Raw genomic sequence first — 20873 nt, forward strand, 5'->3', positions numbered from 1 at the left:
GCTTGAATCACGCAATGGGCGCGAGCTTAATCAGGTCTGATGGCGTTTTTATGACAGTGGCCGTGCCAGCTCCCGTTGACTTGGGCTTTTCACCAGCAGGCCGAGCAGGGCGCCGCCCATGATGAGCCCCCCCGCCAGCAGATGGCGTGGGGTGAGCGCCTCGCCGTTGAGCCAGACCAGCAGCAGGGTGCTCAGCAAGGGAGTGAGGTAGGCGAGCGCGCCGATGCGGCGCGGATCCCCGTCCCGCAGCGCCAGATACCAGGTGACGAAGGCCGCCCCCATGGGGCCGAGGGCGAGCCCGGCGATAAGCAGCCAGTCTCCCTGGGGGATCCGGGCGAATGGCAAGGGGCCTTCCAGCATCCATGCCAGCAGCAGGGCCAAGAGGCCTGCGGGCAGGCAGGCGGCGGCCGTGACCACGGCAGGAGCGGGAGGCAGGCGGCGTGAGAGCACGGAGTAGGCGCCCCAGACGATGGCGGCGCCGAGGGCCAGCAGGTAGCCGGGCAGATGGGCCTGTTGCAGTTGCAGGTGACCATCGACCATCACCAGCACCGATCCCGCGAGACCCAGGGCCCCGGCCAGCAGATGGTGCAGGCTCAGGGGATGACCCGGCAGCAGCAAGGGGGTGAACAGGATGATGCACAGCGGCCACAGGTAGTTGATGAGGTTTGCCTCCAGCACGGGGGCGTGGCGAAAGCTTGTGAACAGCAGCAGGTGATAGAGCAGCAGGGCGGTGATGGTCACCAGCCAGGTGAGGGGGCTGGCGCGCCACTGGCGCCAGAATGGCAGGGTGCCCGCCCCGCAGAACAGCAGCACCAGCCCGACCAGCACCAGCGGCGAGACGCTGGTGATGCGGGAGGTGAGCGCGGCGAGGGAGGCCCACAACAAGATGGTGAGCAGGGCAAAACCGGTGGACTTGTCCCACCAGGAAGACGCAGGCATCCAACACTCCTTTGCAAGATGAATGAACGAAAAAGAGGGCCAGTCTAGCAGACTGGCCCTCGTCACACAGCGTTGCCGTGACGGTGCGGGTTATGACTCCCGGCTCGGGACGGCCCCTGCCGCCGGAGCCAGGGACTGCCCCTTGACGTACCAGACGATGAGGGCCAGCACCAGCAGCGGCAGCACGGGGTCGAACCAGGTGCCGCCGGAGCCGAACAGCAGGTTCAGCAGGGCGACGCCGGTGCCGCCGATGGCCCAGGCGATGGTGGTCGGGATGGACCAGACGATCATCTGCTGCTTGACGTCGGAGATCCCCATCATGCGGTTGACCACCCAGAACAGGCTGTCGTTGAAGTAACCGAAGAAGAGCGACCCCATGGTGGCGGCCTGGGCGGCCAGCAGCATGTTGACCCCGGGGATCTGCGCCAGGATGGGGGCGGAGATGGAGGCCGCCGTCACCATGGCCACGGTGCCGGACCCCTGGATGAGGCGCACCAGAGTCGCCACGATGAAGGGGATCAGGATGGGGGAGATGGGCAATTGGGCGATCTGCTCGGCCAGTTGCTGGCCTGCGCCACTGTCGCGCAGCACAGCCCCCAGCGCCCCACCGGCACCGGTCACCAGCAAGATGATGCCGGCGGATTGCAACCCCTCTTCCAGGCGGGCGGCGGTGGCGTGCCTGTCCATGTGCGGGACCAGGGTATAGACCGCCAGCAGCACGCTGATGGCCAGCGCGATGATGGGGGTGCCGATGAAGTTGATGCCCTGCACCAGGGGGTTCGCCATCAGACCATCCATGCCCTCCAGGGTGGCCAGAGTGGTGAAGATGGCCTTGACGAAGATGAGCACGATGGGCACCAGGATCGGCAGCAGCGACAGGGTCAGGCTCGGCAGGGTCTTGCCCTCCTTCTCCTTGAGGTACTGCTCATAGGTGGCTTGCAGCTCGTCCGGGGCCTGGGCGGCCTGGGCACCGAACTCGGGGTACTTCTTGTCGAGCCACTGGGCGTAGAAGACGATGCCGAGCACGCAGGGGATGGCCAGGGCCATGCCGGTCAGCAGCATGGCGCCGATGTCCACGCCAAACAGGCCGGCAACCCCCAGTGGGCCCGGGGTCGGCGGCACGGTATGGTGGGTTACCACCAGGCCGCCCGCGAGCGCCACCCCCAGGGTGAGCAGGGAGCGCTTGCCGCTTTTTGCCAGCGCCTTGGCCACCGGATAGAGGATGACGAAGGCGGAGTCCACGAAGATGGGGATGCTGACGATGTAGCCCGTGATGGCCAGGGCCCACTCCTCGCGGCGCTTGCCGAGCCACTTGATGAAGCTGTAGGCGATCTGTTCGGCGGCGCCGGAGACCTCAAGCAGGCGACCCATCATGACCCCGAGGCCAATGACGATGCCGATGCTGCCGAGGGTGGAGCCAAAGCCCTGGGTGATCACGGTGAGGGTCTTGTCGATGCTCATGCCGCCGGTGATCCCGGCGATGCAGGCCGCCGCCAGCATGGCGATCAGGGCGTGCACCCGGGTGCGGATGACCAGGAACACCAGCACGAAGACCGCGATGATGAGACCGATGATGGGGGTTGGGATGTCGCTCATGATGCCTCCTGCATGTCATGGGTGATGAAACTGTCGATGATGTCGGCAAACGTCCTGTCTGCCGCGAAGCCGAGGGCGTAGGCCCGCTGGTTGTCGATGCGTCCCGGCCAGCTCGCCACGATGCGCTCGATGGCCGGATCGGCGGCAAACTGCACCCGATCCCGGGCCGCCTGGCCACCGGCCCGTGCGAGGGCCTCCAGCATTTCGCCGACGGTCACGCTGATGCCGGGCAGGTTGATGCTGCGGGCGTCACCGGTGGCGGGAAGTCTGGCCGCCAGCAGGAAGTTCGCGACCACGGTGGCGGGGCTGGAGAGCCAGAGGCGCAGATCCGGGCTCACCGGGCAGATGGCGCTCTCCCCTTGCAGCGGCTCGCGGATGATGCTGCTGACAAAGGAGGAGGCGGCGCGGTTCGGCTTGCCCGGCCGCACGCAGATGGTGGGCAGGCGCAATACCAGACCGTCGACGAAGCCCTTGCGGCTGTAGTCGTTGACCAGCAGTTCCCCCATGGCCTTCTGGGCGCCGTAGGAGGAGGTGGGGGTCAGGGCGGTACCGTCATTCACCAGCTCCGGCAGCGGGCCGCCATAGACGGCGAGCGAGCTGGTGAAGACGAAGCGGATGCCCGGCCGGGCATGGCGGCACGCCTCCAGCAGGGTGCGGGTGGTGTCCAGGTTGACCTGCCAGCCGAGATCGAAGTCCTGCTCCGCGTGGCTGCTGACGATGGCCGCCAGGTGGTAGACCACGGCAGTCCGCTCGCTGATGAGGGACTCGGCGACACCGGGTTCGGTGAGGTCGGCCCGCAGACAGCGAACCCTGGGGTCCGGCAGGGGGGATTGCGGCTGCTGGATGTCCACCAGCAGCAGCTCGGTGAAGGGGTGGGGGCCTTGCAGCAGGGCCCGGGCCAGTTTCTGGCCCAGGAAGCCACCGCCGCCGGTGATGATGATCTGCATCTTGTTATCCTCAGACTCGTTCATGTTCAGGGTCGTTATTGTTGTGTCAGCCAGCCCAGCCCTTCCCGGGTGCCGGCTCTGGGGTTGTATTCGCAGCCTATCCAGTCGTGGTAGCCCGCCTGCGCCAGCGCCTTGAACAGGTGGGGGTAGGCGATCTCCCCCTCGTCCGGCTCGTGGCGATCCGGCACCGAGGCGATCTGGACATGGCCGATGGCCGGGCCCAGCTTGCCGATGAGACGGGTGAGATCCCCGTCCATGATCTGGGCGTGATAGAGGTCGAGCTGCACCCCCACGTTGGGCCTGTCTATCTCCTGCACCAGGGCCAGGGCGTCGAGCTGGTGGGCCAGGAAGTAGCCGGGCACATCTCTATCGTTGAGCGGCTCCAGCAGTACCTTGATGCCGTCTTCGGCCAGGAAGTCGGCGGCGAAGCGGATGTTGTCGATCAGGGTCTGGCGGTGGGCCGAGAGGCTATGAGCAGGGTCCACGATGCCGCTCATGGCGTGTACCTTGGTGCAGCCGAGCGCCAGGGCATAGTCACGCACGCTTGGCAGGTGGCCGCGAAACTCCGCTTCCCGCCCCGGGATGGCGGCCATGCCGCGCTCCCCCGCGCCCCAGTTGCCCGGCGGCATGTTGAACAGGGCCTGGGAGAGCCCCTGCTCGCGCAAGCGGCGGCCCAGCTCTGCGGCCGGCCACTCGTAGGGGAAGAGGAACTCCACCGCCTCGAAGCCTGCGTCGCGGGCGGCGGCGAAGCGCTCCAGGAACGGCACCTCGGTAAACAGCATGGTGAGATTGGCGGCAAACTTGCTCATGGTTTCATCCTCCTCAATTCATCAATTTCGGGTTCGCTCAGGTAGCGGATGGAGTGGCCATGGAGCATCAGTGCCAGGCGCGCCGTCTCCTCCAGCTCTTCCATGTTGTTGACCGCATCCACCAGATCCTTGCCCGTCACCACGGGGCCGTGGTTGGCAAGCAGGAAGGCGTTGCCTTCGGGAGCGCGGCGCCCCAGCTCCTCGGCGATGCGGGCATCCCCCGGCTTGTAGTAGGGGATGAGCGGCAACTGGCCGACCCGCATCACGTAGTAGGGGGTGAAGGGGCGGATGACGTTGGCCGGATCCAGCCCCTCCAGACAGGAGAGGGCGGTCAGGTGGGTGCAGTGCAGGTGCACCACGGCCCGGCAGTCCGGATTGTTGTGGTAGATGGCAAGGTGGAAGGCCACCTCCTTGGAGGGGCGATCTCCCCCCAGGTGTTCCCCCCGCAGATTGACGTGAGAGAGCCTGTCGGCGCTGAGCCGTCCCAGGCAGGAGCCGGTCGGGGTGGCGATCAGGGTGCCGTCCGGTAGCAGGGCGGAGAGGTTGCCGGCGCCCCCGGTGGCATAACCGCGCTGGAAGAGGGAGGCTCCCAGCATCACCATGGTGTCGCGCAGTGCCTGTTCAGTCATGGAAGTACTCCTGAGCCTTGTCGAAGAAGTCGTCGCTGCCGAAATTGCCGGACTTGAGGGCCAGCGACAGGGGGGCGTCGATGGCCCGCACCCAGGGCACACCGGGGGCGATCTGCGGGCCTATGTGGAACGCCTTGACGCCGAGGGCCTGGGTGACCCGGCTCGAGGTCTCGCCACCGGCGATGATGAAGCGGTCCACGCCGGCGCCTTGCAGCAGTTGGGCGAGGCGGGCAAAGCAGTGTTCCACCGCGTCGCTGGCCGCCTGCTGGCCGTGGGTTTCCTGAATGCGGGCCAGCTCTGCCGGGCTGGTGGTGGCGTAGACCAGCGGCGCCGGGGTCCGGGGCTGGTCCAGTACCCAGCGCGCCAGCTCGGCCGGGTAGTCGGCCTCCTCGAGGCAGCGCACCACATCCAGCGCCAGGGCAGGGGCGTGCTGGCGATAGCGGGCCACCTGACGGTTGGTCATCTCGGAGCAGGAGCCCGACAGCACCGCGGCGCGGGTGCCTCTGGGCCAGCCCGCTTCGCGGGCACCCTGCAGATCGCCGCTCCCAAGCTGACGGGCCAGGCCGATGGCGAGGCCGGATCCGCCGGTCACCAGGGGCATGTCGAGGGCGGCGGTGGCGATGTCCAGCAGGTGCTGCTCGGTCAGGGTGTCGACCACGGCGTAGCGCACACCAGCTTGCGTTAGCTGCTCAAAGGCGTCGGCAATGGCGCCGGGACCCTGTGCGATGGTATTGAACGGCACCAGACCGGCACGGCCCTGGGCCTGCCCCTCCATCAGCCGCAGCAGGTTGCTGTCGGTCATGGGGGTGATGGGGTGATGGCGCATGCCGGACTCGGCGAGCGGCTGGGCGCCGACGAAGAGGTTGCCCTGATAGACGGTGCGACCGTTCACCGGCAGGGCCGGGCAGATCAGGGTGAACTTGCTCTCCAGCGCCGCCAGCAGGGCGTCGGTGACGGGGCCGATATTGCCCGCCGCCGTGCTGTCGAAGGTGGAGCAGTACTTCTGGTAGATGCGCGGGCAGCCGCGGGCCTTGAGCCAGTCGAGGGCCGCCAGGGAGTCGCGCACTGCCTCATCGGCCGGGCAGGAGCGGCTCTTGAGGCTGATCACCACGGCGTCGACCCCGGTCAGCTCCGCCTCAGCCGGGATGCCGGCAAACTGGATGGTGGAGAGGCCGTTCTCCACCAGGAAACCGGCGATGTCGGTGGCGCCGGTGAAGTCGTCTGCGATGACTCCGAGTTTCATGCTTGCTCCTCCTGACCCGGCAGGGTGATGCCTGAGAATATCTTGATGACGGCGCTGTCATCTTCCTGGCCGTGGCCTGCGTTGCTGGCACCGAGGAACATGTTCAGCGCAGTGCTCGCGAGCGGCAGCGGGAAGCGCAGCGCCTTGGCGGTGTCCGCCACCAGGGTGAGATCCTTGACGAAGATGTCCACTGCGGAGCGGGCCTGGTAGTCACCGGCCAGCACCCGGGGCATGCGGTTTTCAAACATCCAGGAGTTGCCGGCGGCATGGGTCACCACGTCATACATGAGATCCAGGGACACTCCTGCCCGGCTGGCCAGCGCCATGGCCTCGGCGGCCACCGCGATGTGCACCCCGGCCAGCAGCTGGTGGATGATCTTGACCGTGCTGCCCTGGCCCGGCTCGCTGCCGACCCGGTAGACCTTGCCGGCCACCGAATCCAGCACCGGGGCCAGCTTGTCGAAGGCGGCGTCGGAGCCTGCGGCCATCACCGTCATCTCGCCGGCATCGGCCTTGATGGCACCACCGGAAACCGGCGCATCCAGCATCGGCAGTCCCATCTGCGCCAGCTCGGCGGCCAGGGCGCTCGCCTCTTCGGCAGCGATGGTGGAAGAGACCATGATGGCGGTGCCCGGTTTGAGGTGGCGAGCCAGCCCTGCTTCGCCGAGCAGGATGCGGCGCACCTGGGTGGCGTTGACCACCAGCAACAGCACGGCATCGAGCGTCTCGGCCAGGGGCCTGGCATCGGCCATGACGGCGGCGGCACCGGCCTGCTGCAACTGGCCGCGGGCCTGTTCGCTGAGGTCGATGCCATAGGTGGTGAGCCCGGCCCGCAGGCAGGAACGGGCGGCGCCCATGCCCATGGCGCCCAGGCCGATGACCGCAACATGATAGGGAGTGCTCATCTCGTGATTCCTCGATTACGACTGATGAGCAGATAGTAGAGGCTTGCGGCGATGAAATATCAGGCAGTCGTCACAAAAAATAACTTAATTGGTGTTAATTTTTGTTATTTTGGAGGGTTGAGATTCTTTCGAGTCAATTTTTGGCGTTTTTTGTGTGAATAAATGTGATTTGTGAGCCCGTTTCAGGTTATTTATCATTTTTTCCCAGGTCGCTGGGGTAGAATGGCACCTTCCTTTTCCCGAGGCGCGAGGCAAGATGATTCCCGTAGAGCGACAGCAACGTATCCTGCAACTGCTGGCAGAGCGCGGCGTGGTCAGCATAGTGGAGCTGACCGACTGGCTGCAGGTCTCCCACATGACCATCAGGCGCGACATCCAGAAGCTGGAGGAGCAGGGGCGGGTACTCTCCGTCTCCGGCGGGGTCAGCCTCTCCCAGCGGATCAAGAGCGAGCCCTCACACGCCGCCAAGCGCAGCCTGATGCAGGGGGCCAAGCTGGCCATTGCGCGGCTCGCCGCCGCCCAGGTGAGCGAGGGGAGCACCGTCTATCTGGATGCCGGTACCACCTCCCTGGAGCTGGCCCGGGAGCTGGCGCTTCGGGAAGATTTGATGATAGTGACCAACGACTTCATGGTCTGCGCCTATCTCATCGAGCACGGCCGCTGCCGCCTCTATCACACCGGGGGGCAGGTCATTCGCGAGAACCAGTCCTGTGCCGGGGAGGCCACCGCCCACTTCCTGCGCAACCTCCATCTGGACATCGCCTTCCTGTCAGCCTCCTCCTGGGACACTCATGGGATCTCCACCCCGAGCGAACAGAAGGTGCCGGTGAAGCGGGCCGTGGTGGAGTCGGCGGCGACCCGCATCCTCATCTGCGATTCGTCCAAATATGGCAAGGTGGGGACCTTCAACGTGGTGAGCTGGGATGCGATCGATCAGGTGATCACCGACGAGCAGTTGCCCCAGAGCGCCCGCGAGGCATTGGCACAGCACGGGGTCAGGGTGACCATGGCGCCGCTGGCCAGTCTGGTGGCCAGCGCCGAACAGGGGTAAGGAAAGGGGCGACAGGCGGCGAACCACAGCGCCACCCGGCCAGGATCAGCGACCCTCTGCGGCCGGTGCGTCCGTCAGCTTGGCGGAGCCCTGGATCACCTCCCCCGCCTTCTCGATGTCCCGTCCCATCCCGTGGATGGTGTTGCAGCCCAGCAACCAGAGGCTGGTGCAGAGCACCAGCAGCGTGCGATTCGTCTTCATCCTTGCTCCTTTCATGCTATGGGGTCAGTTTGAGCAGGCGCCCCTGGCCTGAATCCGTCAACAGGTAGAGGGCGCCGTCGGGGCCCTCCTTGACGGTACGGATCCGCTCCCCCAGATCGGTCAGCAGCCGCTCTGCCGACACTATCTTGTCTCCGTCGAGGTGCAGGCGCAACAAGGCCTGACCACGTAGGGCGCCGACGAACAGATCCCCCTGCCACTCCCTGAACAGGTCCCCCTGATAAAAGGTCATGCCCGAGGGGGCGATGGAGGGCACCCAGATCCAGCGCGGTGCCGTCATGCCCGGCGCGCTCTGGCCCACGCCAATCTTGCCGCCCCCGTACTCCTCGCCAAAGGTCACTCTGGGCCAGCCGTAGTTGTGGCCTGGCAGGATGAGGTTGACCTCGTCCCCGCCCTGGGGGCCGTGCTCGTGAGTCCAGAACTGCTGGCTGCCCGGACGCAGGGCGGCCCCCTGCATGTTGCGATGACCCAGGCTCCAGATCTCCGGCAGGGCCCCCGGCGTCTTGACGAAGGGGTTGTCGGCGGGGACCCGGCCATCCTTGTGCAGGCGCACCGTCTTGCCGAGGTGGTTGTCCAGCGTCTGGGCCCGCTCCCGCTCGCTGTAGCGATCCCCCAGGGTGATGAAGAGATAGCCATCCTCCGTCAGCACTAGGCGAGAGCCGAAGTGGGCGCCGCCAGCCACCTTGGGCTCTTGGCGAAACAGCAGTTGCCAGTCGACGAGGGCCTCTTTTTGCAGCCGGGCCCGGGCCACGGCGGTGCCGGCTCCCCCATCCCCCGGCTCGCTGTAGCTGAGATAGAGCCAGCCATCGCCGTCCAGGGCGAGATCGAGCAGCCCCCCCTGACCCGTGGCGGCGAGGGGCGGCAGGCCGGAGACCACATGGCGGTTGCCACCTGCATCGATGCGCAGCAGGCGCCCAGGGCGCTCGCTGACGAGGTAGCCGCCATCCGGCAGGAAGGCGAGCCCCCAGGGGTGGCGCAGCTCCCCCGCCACCGGGGTCAGGGTCAGTGCCCGCACCGGGAGCACCAGGCAGACAAGCAGCAGGGCAAACAGTCGCAACATGGGGGCCTCCTCGCTCGGCCAGACCTGAATGTCGCTGAAGTATAGGGGAGGCAAACGGGAAAACGTGAGCAACAACAAGCCATTGGGTGATACCGGCGGCGCCGGTTGTCCTTTGGGGCAGGAAGGGAAAGGGGGTGAGCCAGGGCTCACCCCCCTCTGGCTAGAAGAGGGCTGGCACGATGCGAAGCGGGTGCTCCGATGGTTTGACTTTGCCTATCTTGCGCTTGGGCAGCTTCACCGGCTCCGCCGGCAGCGCCTCGTAGGGGATGTGCGCCAGCAGGTGGGAGATGATGTTGAGGCGCACCCGTTTCTTGTCCTCGGAGTGGGCCACGAACCAGGGGGCCCAGGCGGTGTCGGTGGCGATGAACATGGCATCCCGCGCCCGGGTGTAGTCATCCCAGCGATCGAAGGACTTGATGTCCATGGGGGAGAGCTTCCAGATCTTGCGGCCATCGTCGATGCGATCCCGCAGCCGCCTCTCTTGCTCTTGTGGGGTCACCTCCAGCCAGTACTTCAGCAGAATGATGCCAGAGTCCACCAGGGCTTTTTCCACCATGGGGGTGCCAGCCAGGAATTTGTCGCTCGCCTCCTCGCTGCAAAAGCCCATGATGCGCTCCACCCCGGCCCGGTTGTACCAGCTGCGATCGAAGATGACGATCTCCCCCGCCGCCGGCAGATGGGGGATGTAGCGCTGGAAGTAGAGCTGGCTCTTCTCCCGCTCCGTGGGGGCGGGCAGTGCGACGACCCGAAAGACCCGGGGGCTGACCCGCTCGGTGATCGCCTTGATGGTGCCCCCCTTGCCGGCCCCGTCGCGCCCCTCGAAGACGATGCAGACCTTGAGCCCCTTGTGCACCACCCACTGCTGCAGCCTGACCAGCTCCACGTGCAAGAGGCGCAGCGCCTTTTCGTATGCCTTGTTGCCAAGGGGCTTTTGCGCCTCGGCCACGACCGGTTCTTCCGTTCTGGATTTTCGTTTGCTGCCCATGATGTCCTTCTCTGTGTCTCGGCGAATGGAGGGCCGTCCTGCCGGACGGCGCCTTTCAAGGATAGATGACGGCGTGCCGCCACCGGGGGTGGCAACTACCGGGGGATGGCCGGGATCATTTTTGGTGGGGCTCGCGGGGTTGTTGGTGGCAGTGAGACATTGAAGAGGGGGGGCGGGACCTGGCCGCCATGGATGCAGGGGAAATGGCGCAGAAACGCACAAGGGGCTGGCATCATGACGATGCCAGCCCCTTGCTGTGTATGGTGTTCCCGACTGGAGTCGAACCAGTGGCCTGTCCCTTAGGAGCCAAGGTCGGCAGTGTTTCAGAAGGTTTTATAAGGTTGATGAAATGATTGTAATTTATTGTTTTTAATGTTTATTTTTATCGTTGTGGGTTTCAGCTAGTTTCATGAAGTCTCACCCTATATCATGTTTGCTGTGGTACCCCAAGTGGTACCCCAAACAGGGGGGAGAGAATGCTATGGCAAGAAAACCGGTAACTCAGGATCGAGAGATCCCCTCATTGATTTTGCAAGGGGAGGCTTCGATTACTCGCTATGCGGTGAAATCTCCCCATGGCGGTGGATTAGCTATTGAGGTTAGGGCTGGGAAGAGCAAGCGGTTTGTCTATCGTTATCGGATTGCTGGTACTCAGGCGACAGTTGTTCTGGGTAATTACCCTGCGTTGTCGTTGGCGCGAGCCAGGCTTGAGCATGCAGAGTTGGCTGCCTTGGTAAAGAAAGGGATAGATCCACGCAAGCATGTTGCTAGCGAAAAGGCTAAAAATGAAACCGCCCTGACGATGGATGAGTTACTTGGGCGATGGCTTGAAGCACAGCGTGTTGCCCAGGCCGTCAAACCAAAGACTCTCCAATGCCATCAGGAGCGTTGGAATCGTCATCTCAAGAAGACCCTGGGCAATATTCGCTTAATCGATCTTACACGCGCCCACTTGGCGCAAGCGTTAGAGATAACGCGGCGTGCAACAAAAGATGAAACCCGTAAGGGGTTGGGAACGCTGAACCAGATGCTGGATTATGCGGTGGTTCACTGCCTGATCGAAGCCAACCCTGCGAGACTGTTGCGACCCAAGGATTTTGGTGCCAGTGCCGGTTCGCCAAGAGAGAGATGGCTGACAGTCCCCGAATTGCGCAGGCTATGGAAGGCGATTGATGAGGATCTTGGAAGTGGTGGTAGCTTGGCGACTGGAGGGCGTGGCGTTTCTCGGCATGCAACTATTTCTTTACCTGCAGCGAATGCGATTAAGTTATTGATACTAACCGGATGTCGTAGAGGTGAAGTCGCTAATATGCGTTTTTCACATATTAAAGACGATATCTGGACGATCCCTGATACTAAGAATGGGAAGCCACATTCGGTATTCTTATCTCGACAGGCGAAAGCGTTGATTGAGGAACAGGCACTATATGTAAACGGTGACTTTGTTTTTGAATCAGACAGACCCAAAAGTGACGTAATTGAGCCAATTTTAGTTGACTCGATAACCAGAGCTTTAAGGCGTTTCATTTCTCGTTCATTATCTGATATGGAGCCATTTACCGTACATGATTTACGGCGTAGTGCTGCAACAAATTGGGCTGAGAGATTAGATGCAGAAGAGAGAGTGATTGAATTATGTCTGAATCATCTCCCACTCAATAAATTGGTTAGAACCTATCATCGTTCGCGACATGATGATAAGAAAAAAATGCTATGGCAACGCTGGGGCGAGTTGGTTGAACTTGAAGTAGTCAATGAGCCACAAAAAACTAACCCTCATGGAAATGTTATTGAGTTTATAAGAAAAGTAAAATAAAAAGGCGGACTAGTGTCCGCCTTTTTTTATTTTGTCATATTCTTCTCTAATCAGCCTTGTGACTACCTCATTTTTTCTTCTATCTGTGTTTTCACAAACAAAGTCTAGTTTTTTAATAATATCTTCGGATAGCACAATACTTACTGCTTTTTTACCATTGTTTTTATCACGATATGCTTTTTGAGACCAGGCAGACTTCATTTTTGATATTATCAGCTCTCTTTTATCCGGATCGTCGTTCAGCAGATCGAACGTCGTAATAATTCCGTTTAAGTAGTTGTCTGGTTGGTTGTCATTGATAAACCATATAGGGTTGCTGTCTTTAAATAAATAACTCCACGCCCATTGTTGATTGTTTTTATTTGCCCAGTTAAAAATGTCATTTTTTTCTGTGCTATGTATCCACTTTAATTTAAGTTGGGCCAGTAGTTCTTTTTTTTGTAAGGCATAAATATTAATCAAATCAAAAAAATCAATGATGTTGTCTTTTCTTGTTTTATTATCTTTTGGTAGTAGCTCTATGTTCATGCTTTCGTAAAAACATTGTCTACCTAAAGAATACGCTTTTGTGTTAAGTATGTCGCTTTTATTAAGCAATGGAGCGCCTAAAATTTTATTAAATGATGATTCGTTTAACAATCTAATATAAGACCAAACGTAGATACACAGTCTGTTATTTTTAGTGTCAATCCAATCAAACAGAGAAATGTCTATACACTCATTATTAACCCAATTAATAACCCGTGCTTCGTCAATATTGCTGTCGTGATTTAAACCAAGGCTATTGAATGAGAGTCTATGCAAAACATGTTGTTTCTTTTTATTAATCATATCCAAGGCAATAGATTTCTCGCTTGTTGGGCTAATAGATAAGTCTAGTGCTTTGGATATAAACCTAATCCCTCTCCGGTCTAAATTAATTGAACCTTCGATCTCTGGCATATAAACATCCTTCGTTTTGGGCTTATGACTTAGTCATTTTGTGAGTTTTTTGTGATGTGTGAATGTCAATTTATGAATGATTTTTGAGTGTTTTTAAACCGATTTATGTCAATTATTTGCTTTGCATCACGCAGTTTAGTGTATGTGGATGCTTAGTTCATGTGGCCTCGCTCACCTAAGCTGTGATAGAAGTCGTCGTTAGATTTTTCCCAGCATTTAGTGAGGATGCCATTTTAAATACCATAATCACTAGCTGGGTCAATTTAACGTAGAAGTTGGATAGATGTGATACTCAAGTCTTACAACTTGTTAGCTGCGGCGAAGAATCGTAAGGAGTACGCTTGTTCTTTCTCTGGTGACATACCTCAGTTTCTACGACATTCTGAAGAGCATTACTTAGTTTTTTACACGAGCACCACGTCCTATGGACGACAAAAGGAGCTCATCATGAAACTACTTAAGTTGAAAGATGTCATGGCAATGACATCACTCTCTAAGGCATCTGTTTACCGTCAGATGAATGACGGTAAATTTCCCGCATCAGTCAAGATCGGCCCAAGATCTGTTGCTTGGGTTAGCTCTGAAATAGAGTCATGGATTGAAGAGAAAATAAATCTTCGCTAGGGCTAATTTCTGAATAATAATTTGAACAAATTAGCTTGTTGCTCATGCTACAAGTCTTGTTCTATCTGGGATAAGAGTTTTCAAGCTGGTTTGATATTCAATGCATTTGTGTAGGTAATAGTAATATATGTTTTAAGTTGAATGAATGTGTATATTTAAACTCAATGACATCTTCATTGGTGGTATATTTAAAGCTTATGAATCTGCCTGCTTGAACCATGCTAAGCAATAGCCATCGTTTATCATGGTAGTTTAATTGCTCTATTCCGTATTCAAAGAAAGTGTTAATCGCATCTATACACAAACTATCCTGGTGATTACACCAGTTAATAGACCGTGTCTGAAACATACTACGGCACTATCCGCAAAATACATCCATCACGATTTAAACCTTCAATGTCTATCAAAAATCTATTGGGAGAGTTCAAATGTCTATTTCTATAGAAGAGTATGTCCTGCTTGCTCAGCAGTTCTACGAAGGTCGGAACTATAGCTTTAATGTGGATAATTTAGAGAAAATCCTCTCTGTATCGGAGAGCGCTCTTAAGCATTACCCCAGAGTGTTTGCCTTTCGAGTTGATCTCCGTTTTCAACAAGACCCTGCTTTTGGAATGTATTTAGCATTAAAACCTGAGGCGGGCTCAAGGATAATTAAAGAGTTCTTCTCTAGGCTTAAACGGCTCATTGAGTGCGATGAGTCAGAACGACGTTATGAAGGCAAAAGGGTTCATTCGACTGATATTAGATACGTTTGGGCTAAGGAGCAAACAGCCGGTGCTCCCTGTCCTCACTATCACATGATGTTTTTTTTAAATAGGGATGCTTACTACAAATTAGGTAATTATGAATCTGAAAGAATGAACCTTGCTAATAAAGTAAGAGTAGCGTGGCACAGCGCTGTGAGTAATGAAAATATCTCTCTGCAAGATTGTAAAAAAATGGGATTGGTGCATTTTCCCAATAATGCTGAGTATCTCATTGAGCGGAATGATACCGAGTCACTCAAGAAGATGCTTGTGCGGACAGCCTATCTGGCTAAAAACGAGACAAAGAGACGCGGAGAAGGATACCGCTGTTTCGGGGGGAGTAACATTTGAAGGCTGATTGGTGTTGATAAAAAGACTTTTACTGCAGTTTTAGATGGCATTAGATCCGGGAGCAGAAACTCCCGGATCTGTTAAGCTAACCCTCATTTGTTATCGCATCAGTTGGAGTAACCCATGGCAGTTATTCCCCTCCATTCACCCTGACCCACGCTATGTTGAGTCGAGTGGCGGAGATCGCTGAGTTGATGGGGCAGTGGCGGTTTGCTCAGAGCTCCCAGGTGCCAATGCTGCGTCGGGAGAATCGGATCCGCACGATACAGGTATTGCTGGCTATCGAGCCCCCTGAGTCTGGAACAGATGACTGTAGTGACTGGCGGCAAGGGGGCTACCTCGCGAGATCCAGGAAGTGCGCAATGCCGTTGTTACCTATGAAGCTATGTCGAACTGGACTTAATAAAGCGTATGTGAGACCCGACAGAGTTTTGTTGATTTCTAAGTGATAGTCTCGTCAAAATTATCAATCAGTCAGCTACAGGATGGAACATCTCTATTAGTTGAGCAAATGTTTGCAAATATTTTCGCGATGCAAGGATGCCATGATGAGTATTACTAGCCTATCCAATGCAGGTGGGCCTGCAGCAAGGCAAGGCTTCAAGTATCAAGACCACGTTGCCGTAAGCTTCATTTTCAAGATGCTCCGCGATAGCAGCTACTCCCAAGTGGAGTGCGAGACAGCAGACGATATCGTCGCTGTGTTCCATTTTTCGGGGGCGCTCTTCAATGAGTACATCCAAGTCAAGACCACTGAAAGTGACAGAAAATGGAACTGGCAAGAGGTCATCGCGTTGGACGGTACCAAGGCCGATTCTTCGCTGCTACATAAATCGCTGAAATGCGACAAGCGCCCTGGCCTTGCCCGCTTCCGAATAGTGACCAAGCGCGATGTCGCAACCATTCTTGAGGGCTTTAAGGTTGAGTTGGAGAAGCGGATGTTGCCTGACTCAACTACAGAACGAGGTGCTGTGCTGGTCAAAAAATTCAAAAAGTTTGTTTCACCGCAGAAACGAAATTTCTCCTACTGGGCTGATAACTGTGTCTGGCAGGTCTACGGCGATGTCGAGGCGTTGGAGGCGGTCAATATCAAGGCTCTGTCCCAGCTTGCAGAAGGGCTCGGAAATCGACCCAACTACACCCAACTTCAGGCGATTTACGACGAATTCTTGGAGATGGCCGACAAGGCGGCCACCGCCAACGTGAAGACAGCTGCCGCATCAAAAATCATTCTTCGTGAGCCAGCACTAGCACACTTGAAAAAGCTATTGGACGAGGCTGATGACAAATCAACAGCCACCTCCAAACCTTACAAAAAGCGCCCAGATCCCTTCTTGGTCGAGTTTCACGCAAGCACCGAAAAGGGACTGCTGCATTCATTTTCTGGCTTTGACGTGAAGTATTCGCTGAAAAAATGGCGGCACGAGAACTTCGCAAAGCACCTCATCGAATGGCTGCCCGAGTTTTCCCTGAAGGCCAGCGAGATCGTCAATATCCTTGCGCACAACGCCGAAGCGATTCTCGCCCGGTCAATTAGCACCTTCAGCGACAGTGACCTACCGCGCGACAGGCTCATCGCGGAACTTATTCTCCACGCCATTCTGCGCAGTCGCCAAAACAGCGAGCCGATTGCGTGTAAAGTCTTTTACAAATCCGCCGGCAAGCTTTCGGAGTTTGGCAACGCCCATATCGTTCAGATACCTGGCCAGGACGATCAGTTATGGCTAGGCCTTGCTCGCCTAATCAAAGCAAACTCCATGGATGCAACACTGGAGCAGATCTGCGAAGTCCTTGACGAGACGATCTCAGAAACGGTGCTGTCGGCAGAGCGCGAAATCATCATCTCTCTGCGCGAACCATTGCACCACCAGCCAAAAGCAGATGCCTTCAACCAGGCCTTGCACCGCAATTCGCCCGTTGATGACATGCTGAATGTCCTCTGCTTCCCCATCCTGTTGACCTACGACAGCGAAGCGCTTTCGTCAGGATGGCTCGAGGATTACATCAACAACCTCAAGACTGAGATCGAGACCCACTTCAGCACCTTCACCACACAACTGCCGGAGAACATCAAGCAGGTGAAGGTAATGGTTTTTCTGGTGCCAATGGAAAGTATTGAGCTGCTGATCAAGGCTTTCAACGCTCGCTGCGAAAAGCTAGAAGAGCTACAGGCATGAGCTGATTCTTGCTATTTGGTTTGCGCAGTAGAACGCACAAGAAGGGGAAGGTATCCCGAGCGGGTCATCTTGCCTCGGAGATCTCAAGGAATGATGCAGTCATGAACTACGAAACGATCAAGAACAAGCTGGCAAAACTTGGTGATAAAGGTGCATCGACGACCGATGTACTGCTGGCCATCAATACCATCGTCAACAGAAGCAACTCTGAGTGGGAAGGTCGCGACCTAGTGATACGAGCACTCGACAAGTTGAACCTTTTCGACGTAGTCGAACAGTCGCTGTTGCTCAACATGGTACGCGCCGTCGGACTATTCCCCTACATCACGCCTCACCTCAACAACATGGCGCTTTCTGACCGCCTGGCTTATGAGGCGCACAGGGTTGAAGGTGTTGAACAGGGCATGGTGTTTCACCATCTGCAGGCCCACGTTTTCAGCTTGATCATGCAAGGTCGGAACGTGGTGCTCAGTGCATCCACAAGCGTTGGAAAAAGCCTCGTAATCGATGCTGTACTGGCTCAGCGACGATTCAAGAAAGTAGTAGTGATCGTTCCGACTATTGCGCTGATCGACGAAACTCGTCGGCGCTTGGTTAAGCGTTTCAAGGATTTTAACCTGATCACACACCCCAGCCAGGAAGCCGTGCCAGACAGGACCAACGTCTACCTCCTCACCCAGGAGCGCGTTATCCAGCGTCTTGATCTTGCGGACGTGGAGTTCTTCGTTTTGGACGAGTTCTACAAAATCGATTTGGCGAACGACACAGACGAAAGTACCCGTGCTGTTGATCTGAGCCTTGCCTTCCACAAACTTGCCAAGACTGGTGCTCAGTTCTACATGCTCGGGCCACATATCCAGAAAATCTCTGGTTTGGATGGTTACGAGTACCACTTCATCCCGTCCGACTACAGCACCGTCGCGGTCGATATCCAGAACTTCAATCTGGGGATGCGCTCCGAAGAGCGAAAGGAAAAGCTGCTGGAGCTGGTTAAAACCCTGGACTCACCCACACTGATCTACTGCCAGGCTCCACCTAGTGCGAACAGGGTCGCCGAGTATTTGATCAAGGAAGCTGGGCTGACCTCTGTGCCGGAGACGCAAGAGATCGCCGCATGGATTTCCAAGCACTACCATCCTGAATGGAACGTAGCCAAAGCGATCTCTCTTGGCATCGGGATTCACCATGGTGGAGTGCCGCGCGCACTACAGCAGTACATCGTCAAGCTGTTCAACGAGGGCATCATCAAGCGGATCATCTGTACGTCTACGATGATCGAGGGCGTTAACACTTCGGCAGAGAACGTGATCATTTACGACCGTCGCCTGAACACCTCGACGTTCGACTACTTCACGTACAAGAATATTTCAGGCCGCGCAGGCCGTATGAACAAATACTTCATTGGCAAGGTATTTATGCTCGAAGCTTCGCCTCCTGAGGAAGGGCTGACAGTCGAGTACCCCATAGGTCATCAGGATGAAAGCTCCCCTATGGGGCTGCTAATGCAGTTGGAACCTGAGTACCTGACCGATATCTCGCGTGGCAGGCTGCAGGATGCTTACGCCAACCCGTTGTTGTCACCAACAACCCTGATCGAGAACCGGCACATTCCGATTGAGCGGCAAGTCGAGGTGGCGGAAACGATAATTCGAGATCTGCCGAACAGCCGACAACTGTTGGGTTGGAAAGGTATCCCTGAGCCTAACCAAGTCAATTACCTATGTGAGCTGGTCTACAGCCTGGAGGGTGGTAACCTGATGGATTACGGGATATCGTCCAGCTCGCAATTGGCTTGGCACATCAATGAGATCCGAACTCAGAAAAACCTGCCTGCGTACTTACGAGACGCGGTAGATAATCGACGACAAGACCACACACCCAGCGAAGCAATCAACCTACGCCTGAAATTCATCAGGAATATGGTTTGCTTCCGATTGCCTCGGGACATTATGGCCGTCAACAAAATCCAGGACGACTTGTTGGCACAAAGAGGGATAGAGCCGGGTGACTTCAGCTTCTTTGCTGAGCAGCTTGAAAATATGTTCCTCGACCCGCTACTCACAGCGTTGGACGAATACGGAATTCCCACTCAGATCTCGACCCAGATCAAGAACCTCATCTTGCCATCGGAACATCTGAACGACTTACTGGCGAAACTTCGGGCCTTGGCACCAAGAATAGAGCGCCTTCAACTGACTAGCTTTGAAAAAAGCTTGATGCGTTGGGCTGTCTCCGAAATGTAGTGTTCAACAACAGAGTGTCTAGAAAACCCGGGGAGATTCAATCTAGGATTTTTGGAGACGTACTTTTGTTGTCAAAGACGGTCAACTATTACGCGTTACACAGATTTGTTGTGATCAGACCTTCCCTTACCTCGCCACCGGCAGGTCCTCCCAGCGGGTGGTGTAGCAGGGGCTCAGGTGCTCTTGTCGCATCATCCACTCAGGCGACCCCGTGCCTTGGCTGGCAAAGCCTACGCGCCCCAATCCCTTGGCTTTGATCTGGTCCATCACTGCCATCAGCGCATCTGATTGAGCGGAGGACGGGGCAAAGAGATCTGCCTGTTGTTGCCCCTTGGGGATGAACTCACTCAGCATGACGCCCCCCTTCTGATAACGGTAACCGTCGCGCCAAATCTGCGGTAACAGCACGTTCACTTGCTGCAGCAGCAACCGGGTATCATCGCTAGGGCAGACCAGCCGGACGCCAGCCTGCTCACTGTAGTAAGGCGCTCGTTCGTCAAAGGGGCTGGTTCGCACGAACAGGTGCACCCGCTGGCAACACATCCCCTCGACCCGCAGCTTCTCGGCTGCGCGAGCCATAAAGCCTGACAACGCTTGGGCCATTTCTCCACGGTCAGTCACGCGCTCACCAAAGGAACGGCTCGAGAGGATCTGCAGCTTCGCCGCCGGTTCAACGGTCAGCTCTGCGCAAGGCAGGCCACGCAGCTCCTGTACGATCCGCTCGACCACCACGCCGTATTGGGCGCGTAACCCTTTGGCATCGCTACCCACCAGGTCAGCCACGGTGTTGATGCCTTGAGCCACCAACTTGGCCCCCAAGCGCCGTCCTATGCCCCACACCTCATCCACCGGGGTGATAGCCATCAGCCGTGCGCGGCGCAGCTCGTCACGCAAATCCACGACGCCGCCTGTGGCAGGCCATTTTTTGGCTGCATAGTTGGCCAGCTTAGCAAGGGTCTTGGTGGGGCCGATCCCAACCCCTACCGTTAGGCCGGTCCACTGCCACACTCGCTGCCGGATCTGTTGCCCATAGGCTATGAGGTCACCGGCAAACGACTCCGACAGTGACAGGAATGCTTCATCGATAGAGTATACCTCCAGCTCGGGGGCCATGGTCTCCAACGTGCTCATCACCCTGCCAGACATGTCTCCATAGAGCGCGTAGTTGGAGCTGAATGCCACACCGCCATGCGCCTCGAACTGCTCGCGGATCTTGAAGTAGGGCCCGGCCATCTTGATACCCATCGCCTTGGCTTCGGGGCTGCGCGACACCACGCATCCATCGTTGTTGGAGAGCACCACGATCGGGCGGCCACGCAGCTCAGGGCGAAACAACCGCTCACAGCTGGCGTAGAAGTTGTTTACATCAACGAGCGCTATAGCCATCACGCTGCCTCAGATTGCCAATCACATGGGTGACCACTCCGAACAACTCCAGGGAGAGGCTCATAAAAGGGTCGATAGGCGCGAACGCCGGATTGGCTGGCAACAGCCGCAACCTCGGCTTGAGCTGCAAGGTCTTTACCGTGAAGCCGCCATCGAGTAGTGCAATCACCACATCACCATGGCGCGGGGTGAGGCTCTTATCGAC

17 protein-coding genes and 1 pseudogene are annotated in these 20873 nt (G+C 57.3%); 6 read left to right on the forward strand and 12 right to left on the reverse strand.

Annotated elements, in window-relative coordinates; genetic code table 11:
- Positions 1 to 48: 48 nt before the first annotated feature.
- The 7 genes from AB5Y70_RS18610 to ltnD all read right to left on the reverse strand — a co-directional run bounded on the left by AB5Y70_RS18610 (position 49) and on the right by ltnD (position 7068).
- The gene (locus AB5Y70_RS18610) at positions 49 to 939 is read right to left on the reverse strand and encodes a DMT family transporter (protein ID WP_039041063.1); all 891 of its coding nucleotides are present in this window, start codon (positions 937 to 939) and stop codon (positions 49 to 51) included.
- 90 nt (positions 940 to 1029) lie between these two features.
- A complete protein-coding gene (locus AB5Y70_RS18615) occupies positions 1030 to 2535 on the reverse strand; it encodes a gluconate:H+ symporter (protein WP_319872550.1) in 1506 nt (501 codons plus the stop codon).
- The gene (gene denD / locus AB5Y70_RS18620; protein ID WP_319872551.1) at positions 2532 to 3506 is read right to left on the reverse strand and encodes a D-erythronate dehydrogenase; all 975 of its coding nucleotides are present in this window, start codon (positions 3504 to 3506) and stop codon (positions 2532 to 2534) included. The genes AB5Y70_RS18615 and denD overlap by 4 nt, the downstream gene beginning before the upstream one ends.
- 11 nt (positions 3507 to 3517) lie before the next feature.
- The gene (otnI, locus tag AB5Y70_RS18625) at positions 3518 to 4291 is read right to left on the reverse strand and encodes a 2-oxo-tetronate isomerase (RefSeq protein WP_010673296.1); all 774 of its coding nucleotides are present in this window, start codon (positions 4289 to 4291) and stop codon (positions 3518 to 3520) included.
- Positions 4288 to 4920: an aldolase gene (locus tag AB5Y70_RS18630; RefSeq protein WP_275874012.1), complete on the reverse strand. Its 633-nt coding sequence runs from the start codon at positions 4918 to 4920 to the stop codon at positions 4288 to 4290. The genes otnI and AB5Y70_RS18630 overlap by 4 nt, the downstream gene beginning before the upstream one ends.
- Complete coding sequence (gene otnK, locus AB5Y70_RS18635) at positions 4913 to 6163, reverse strand: 3-oxo-tetronate kinase (protein ID WP_319872553.1); 1251 nt, start codon at positions 6161 to 6163, stop codon at positions 4913 to 4915. The genes AB5Y70_RS18630 and otnK overlap by 8 nt, the downstream gene beginning before the upstream one ends.
- Complete coding sequence (ltnD, locus tag AB5Y70_RS18640; protein WP_319872554.1) at positions 6160 to 7068, reverse strand: L-threonate dehydrogenase; 909 nt, start codon at positions 7066 to 7068, stop codon at positions 6160 to 6162. Before ltnD ends, otnK begins: the two co-directional genes overlap by 4 nt.
- Positions 7069 to 7324: 256 nt before the next feature.
- Between ltnD and AB5Y70_RS18645 the strand changes: the two genes are divergently transcribed.
- On the forward strand, positions 7325 to 8119 hold the full coding sequence (locus tag AB5Y70_RS18645) for a DeoR/GlpR family DNA-binding transcription regulator (protein ID WP_319872555.1): 795 nt from the start codon (positions 7325 to 7327) through the stop codon (positions 8117 to 8119).
- A gap of 81 nt (positions 8120 to 8200) precedes the next feature.
- Here AB5Y70_RS18645 and AB5Y70_RS18650 read toward each other — a convergent pair.
- Positions 8201 to 9398, reverse strand: a pseudogene (locus AB5Y70_RS18650) (PQQ-dependent sugar dehydrogenase); the annotation flags it as partial.
- A gap of 160 nt (positions 9399 to 9558) precedes the next feature.
- Positions 9559 to 10383, reverse strand: a complete 825-nt coding sequence (gene ppk2 / locus AB5Y70_RS18655; RefSeq protein ID WP_041214649.1) for a polyphosphate kinase 2 — start codon at positions 10381 to 10383, stop codon at positions 9559 to 9561.
- A 481-nt stretch (positions 10384 to 10864) separates the two neighbouring features.
- On the opposite strand from ppk2, the gene AB5Y70_RS18660 reads away from it, so the two are divergent.
- Positions 10865 to 12199 (forward strand): site-specific integrase, encoded by a 1335-nt coding sequence (locus AB5Y70_RS18660; RefSeq protein ID WP_182859671.1) that lies wholly within the window; start codon positions 10865 to 10867, stop codon positions 12197 to 12199.
- Between the two features lie 9 nt (positions 12200 to 12208).
- On the opposite strand, the gene AB5Y70_RS18665 is transcribed toward AB5Y70_RS18660, so the two are convergent.
- Positions 12209 to 13141, reverse strand: a complete 933-nt coding sequence (locus AB5Y70_RS18665; RefSeq protein ID WP_182859670.1) for a hypothetical protein — start codon at positions 13139 to 13141, stop codon at positions 12209 to 12211.
- A 447-nt stretch (positions 13142 to 13588) separates the two neighbouring features.
- Between AB5Y70_RS18665 and AB5Y70_RS18670 the strand changes: the two genes are divergently transcribed.
- The 4 genes from AB5Y70_RS18670 to AB5Y70_RS18685 all read left to right on the forward strand — a co-directional run bounded on the left by AB5Y70_RS18670 (position 13589) and on the right by AB5Y70_RS18685 (position 19282).
- The gene (locus tag AB5Y70_RS18670; protein ID WP_013724060.1) at positions 13589 to 13765 is read left to right on the forward strand and encodes an AlpA family transcriptional regulator; all 177 of its coding nucleotides are present in this window, start codon (positions 13589 to 13591) and stop codon (positions 13763 to 13765) included.
- A gap of 428 nt (positions 13766 to 14193) precedes the next feature.
- On the forward strand, positions 14194 to 14862 hold the full coding sequence (locus AB5Y70_RS18675; protein WP_342400549.1) for an inovirus Gp2 family protein: 669 nt from the start codon (positions 14194 to 14196) through the stop codon (positions 14860 to 14862).
- 545 nt (positions 14863 to 15407) lie between these two features.
- The gene (locus tag AB5Y70_RS18680; protein ID WP_368176101.1) at positions 15408 to 17039 is read left to right on the forward strand and encodes a dsDNA nuclease domain-containing protein; all 1632 of its coding nucleotides are present in this window, start codon (positions 15408 to 15410) and stop codon (positions 17037 to 17039) included.
- A 101-nt stretch (positions 17040 to 17140) separates the two neighbouring features.
- Positions 17141 to 19282, forward strand: a complete 2142-nt coding sequence (locus AB5Y70_RS18685) for a DEAD/DEAH box helicase (protein WP_342400551.1) — start codon at positions 17141 to 17143, stop codon at positions 19280 to 19282.
- A gap of 126 nt (positions 19283 to 19408) precedes the next feature.
- Here the strand turns inward: AB5Y70_RS18685 and umuC are convergent, their stop codons facing one another.
- Together umuC and AB5Y70_RS18695 are read right to left on the reverse strand one after the other, a co-directional pair.
- Entirely contained in the window at positions 19409 to 20668 is a 1260-nt protein-coding gene (umuC, locus tag AB5Y70_RS18690) for a translesion error-prone DNA polymerase V subunit UmuC (RefSeq protein ID WP_368176102.1), read from the reverse strand.
- A partial coding sequence (locus AB5Y70_RS18695) for a S24 family peptidase (protein WP_368176022.1) occupies positions 20649 to 20873 on the reverse strand: 225 nt, incomplete at its 5' end. The genes umuC and AB5Y70_RS18695, both read right to left, overlap by 20 nt.

It is taken from the genome of Aeromonas sp. s1(2024), from assembly GCF_040908005.1.
Taxonomy (GTDB): Bacteria; Pseudomonadota; Gammaproteobacteria; order Enterobacterales; family Aeromonadaceae; genus Aeromonas; species Aeromonas caviae.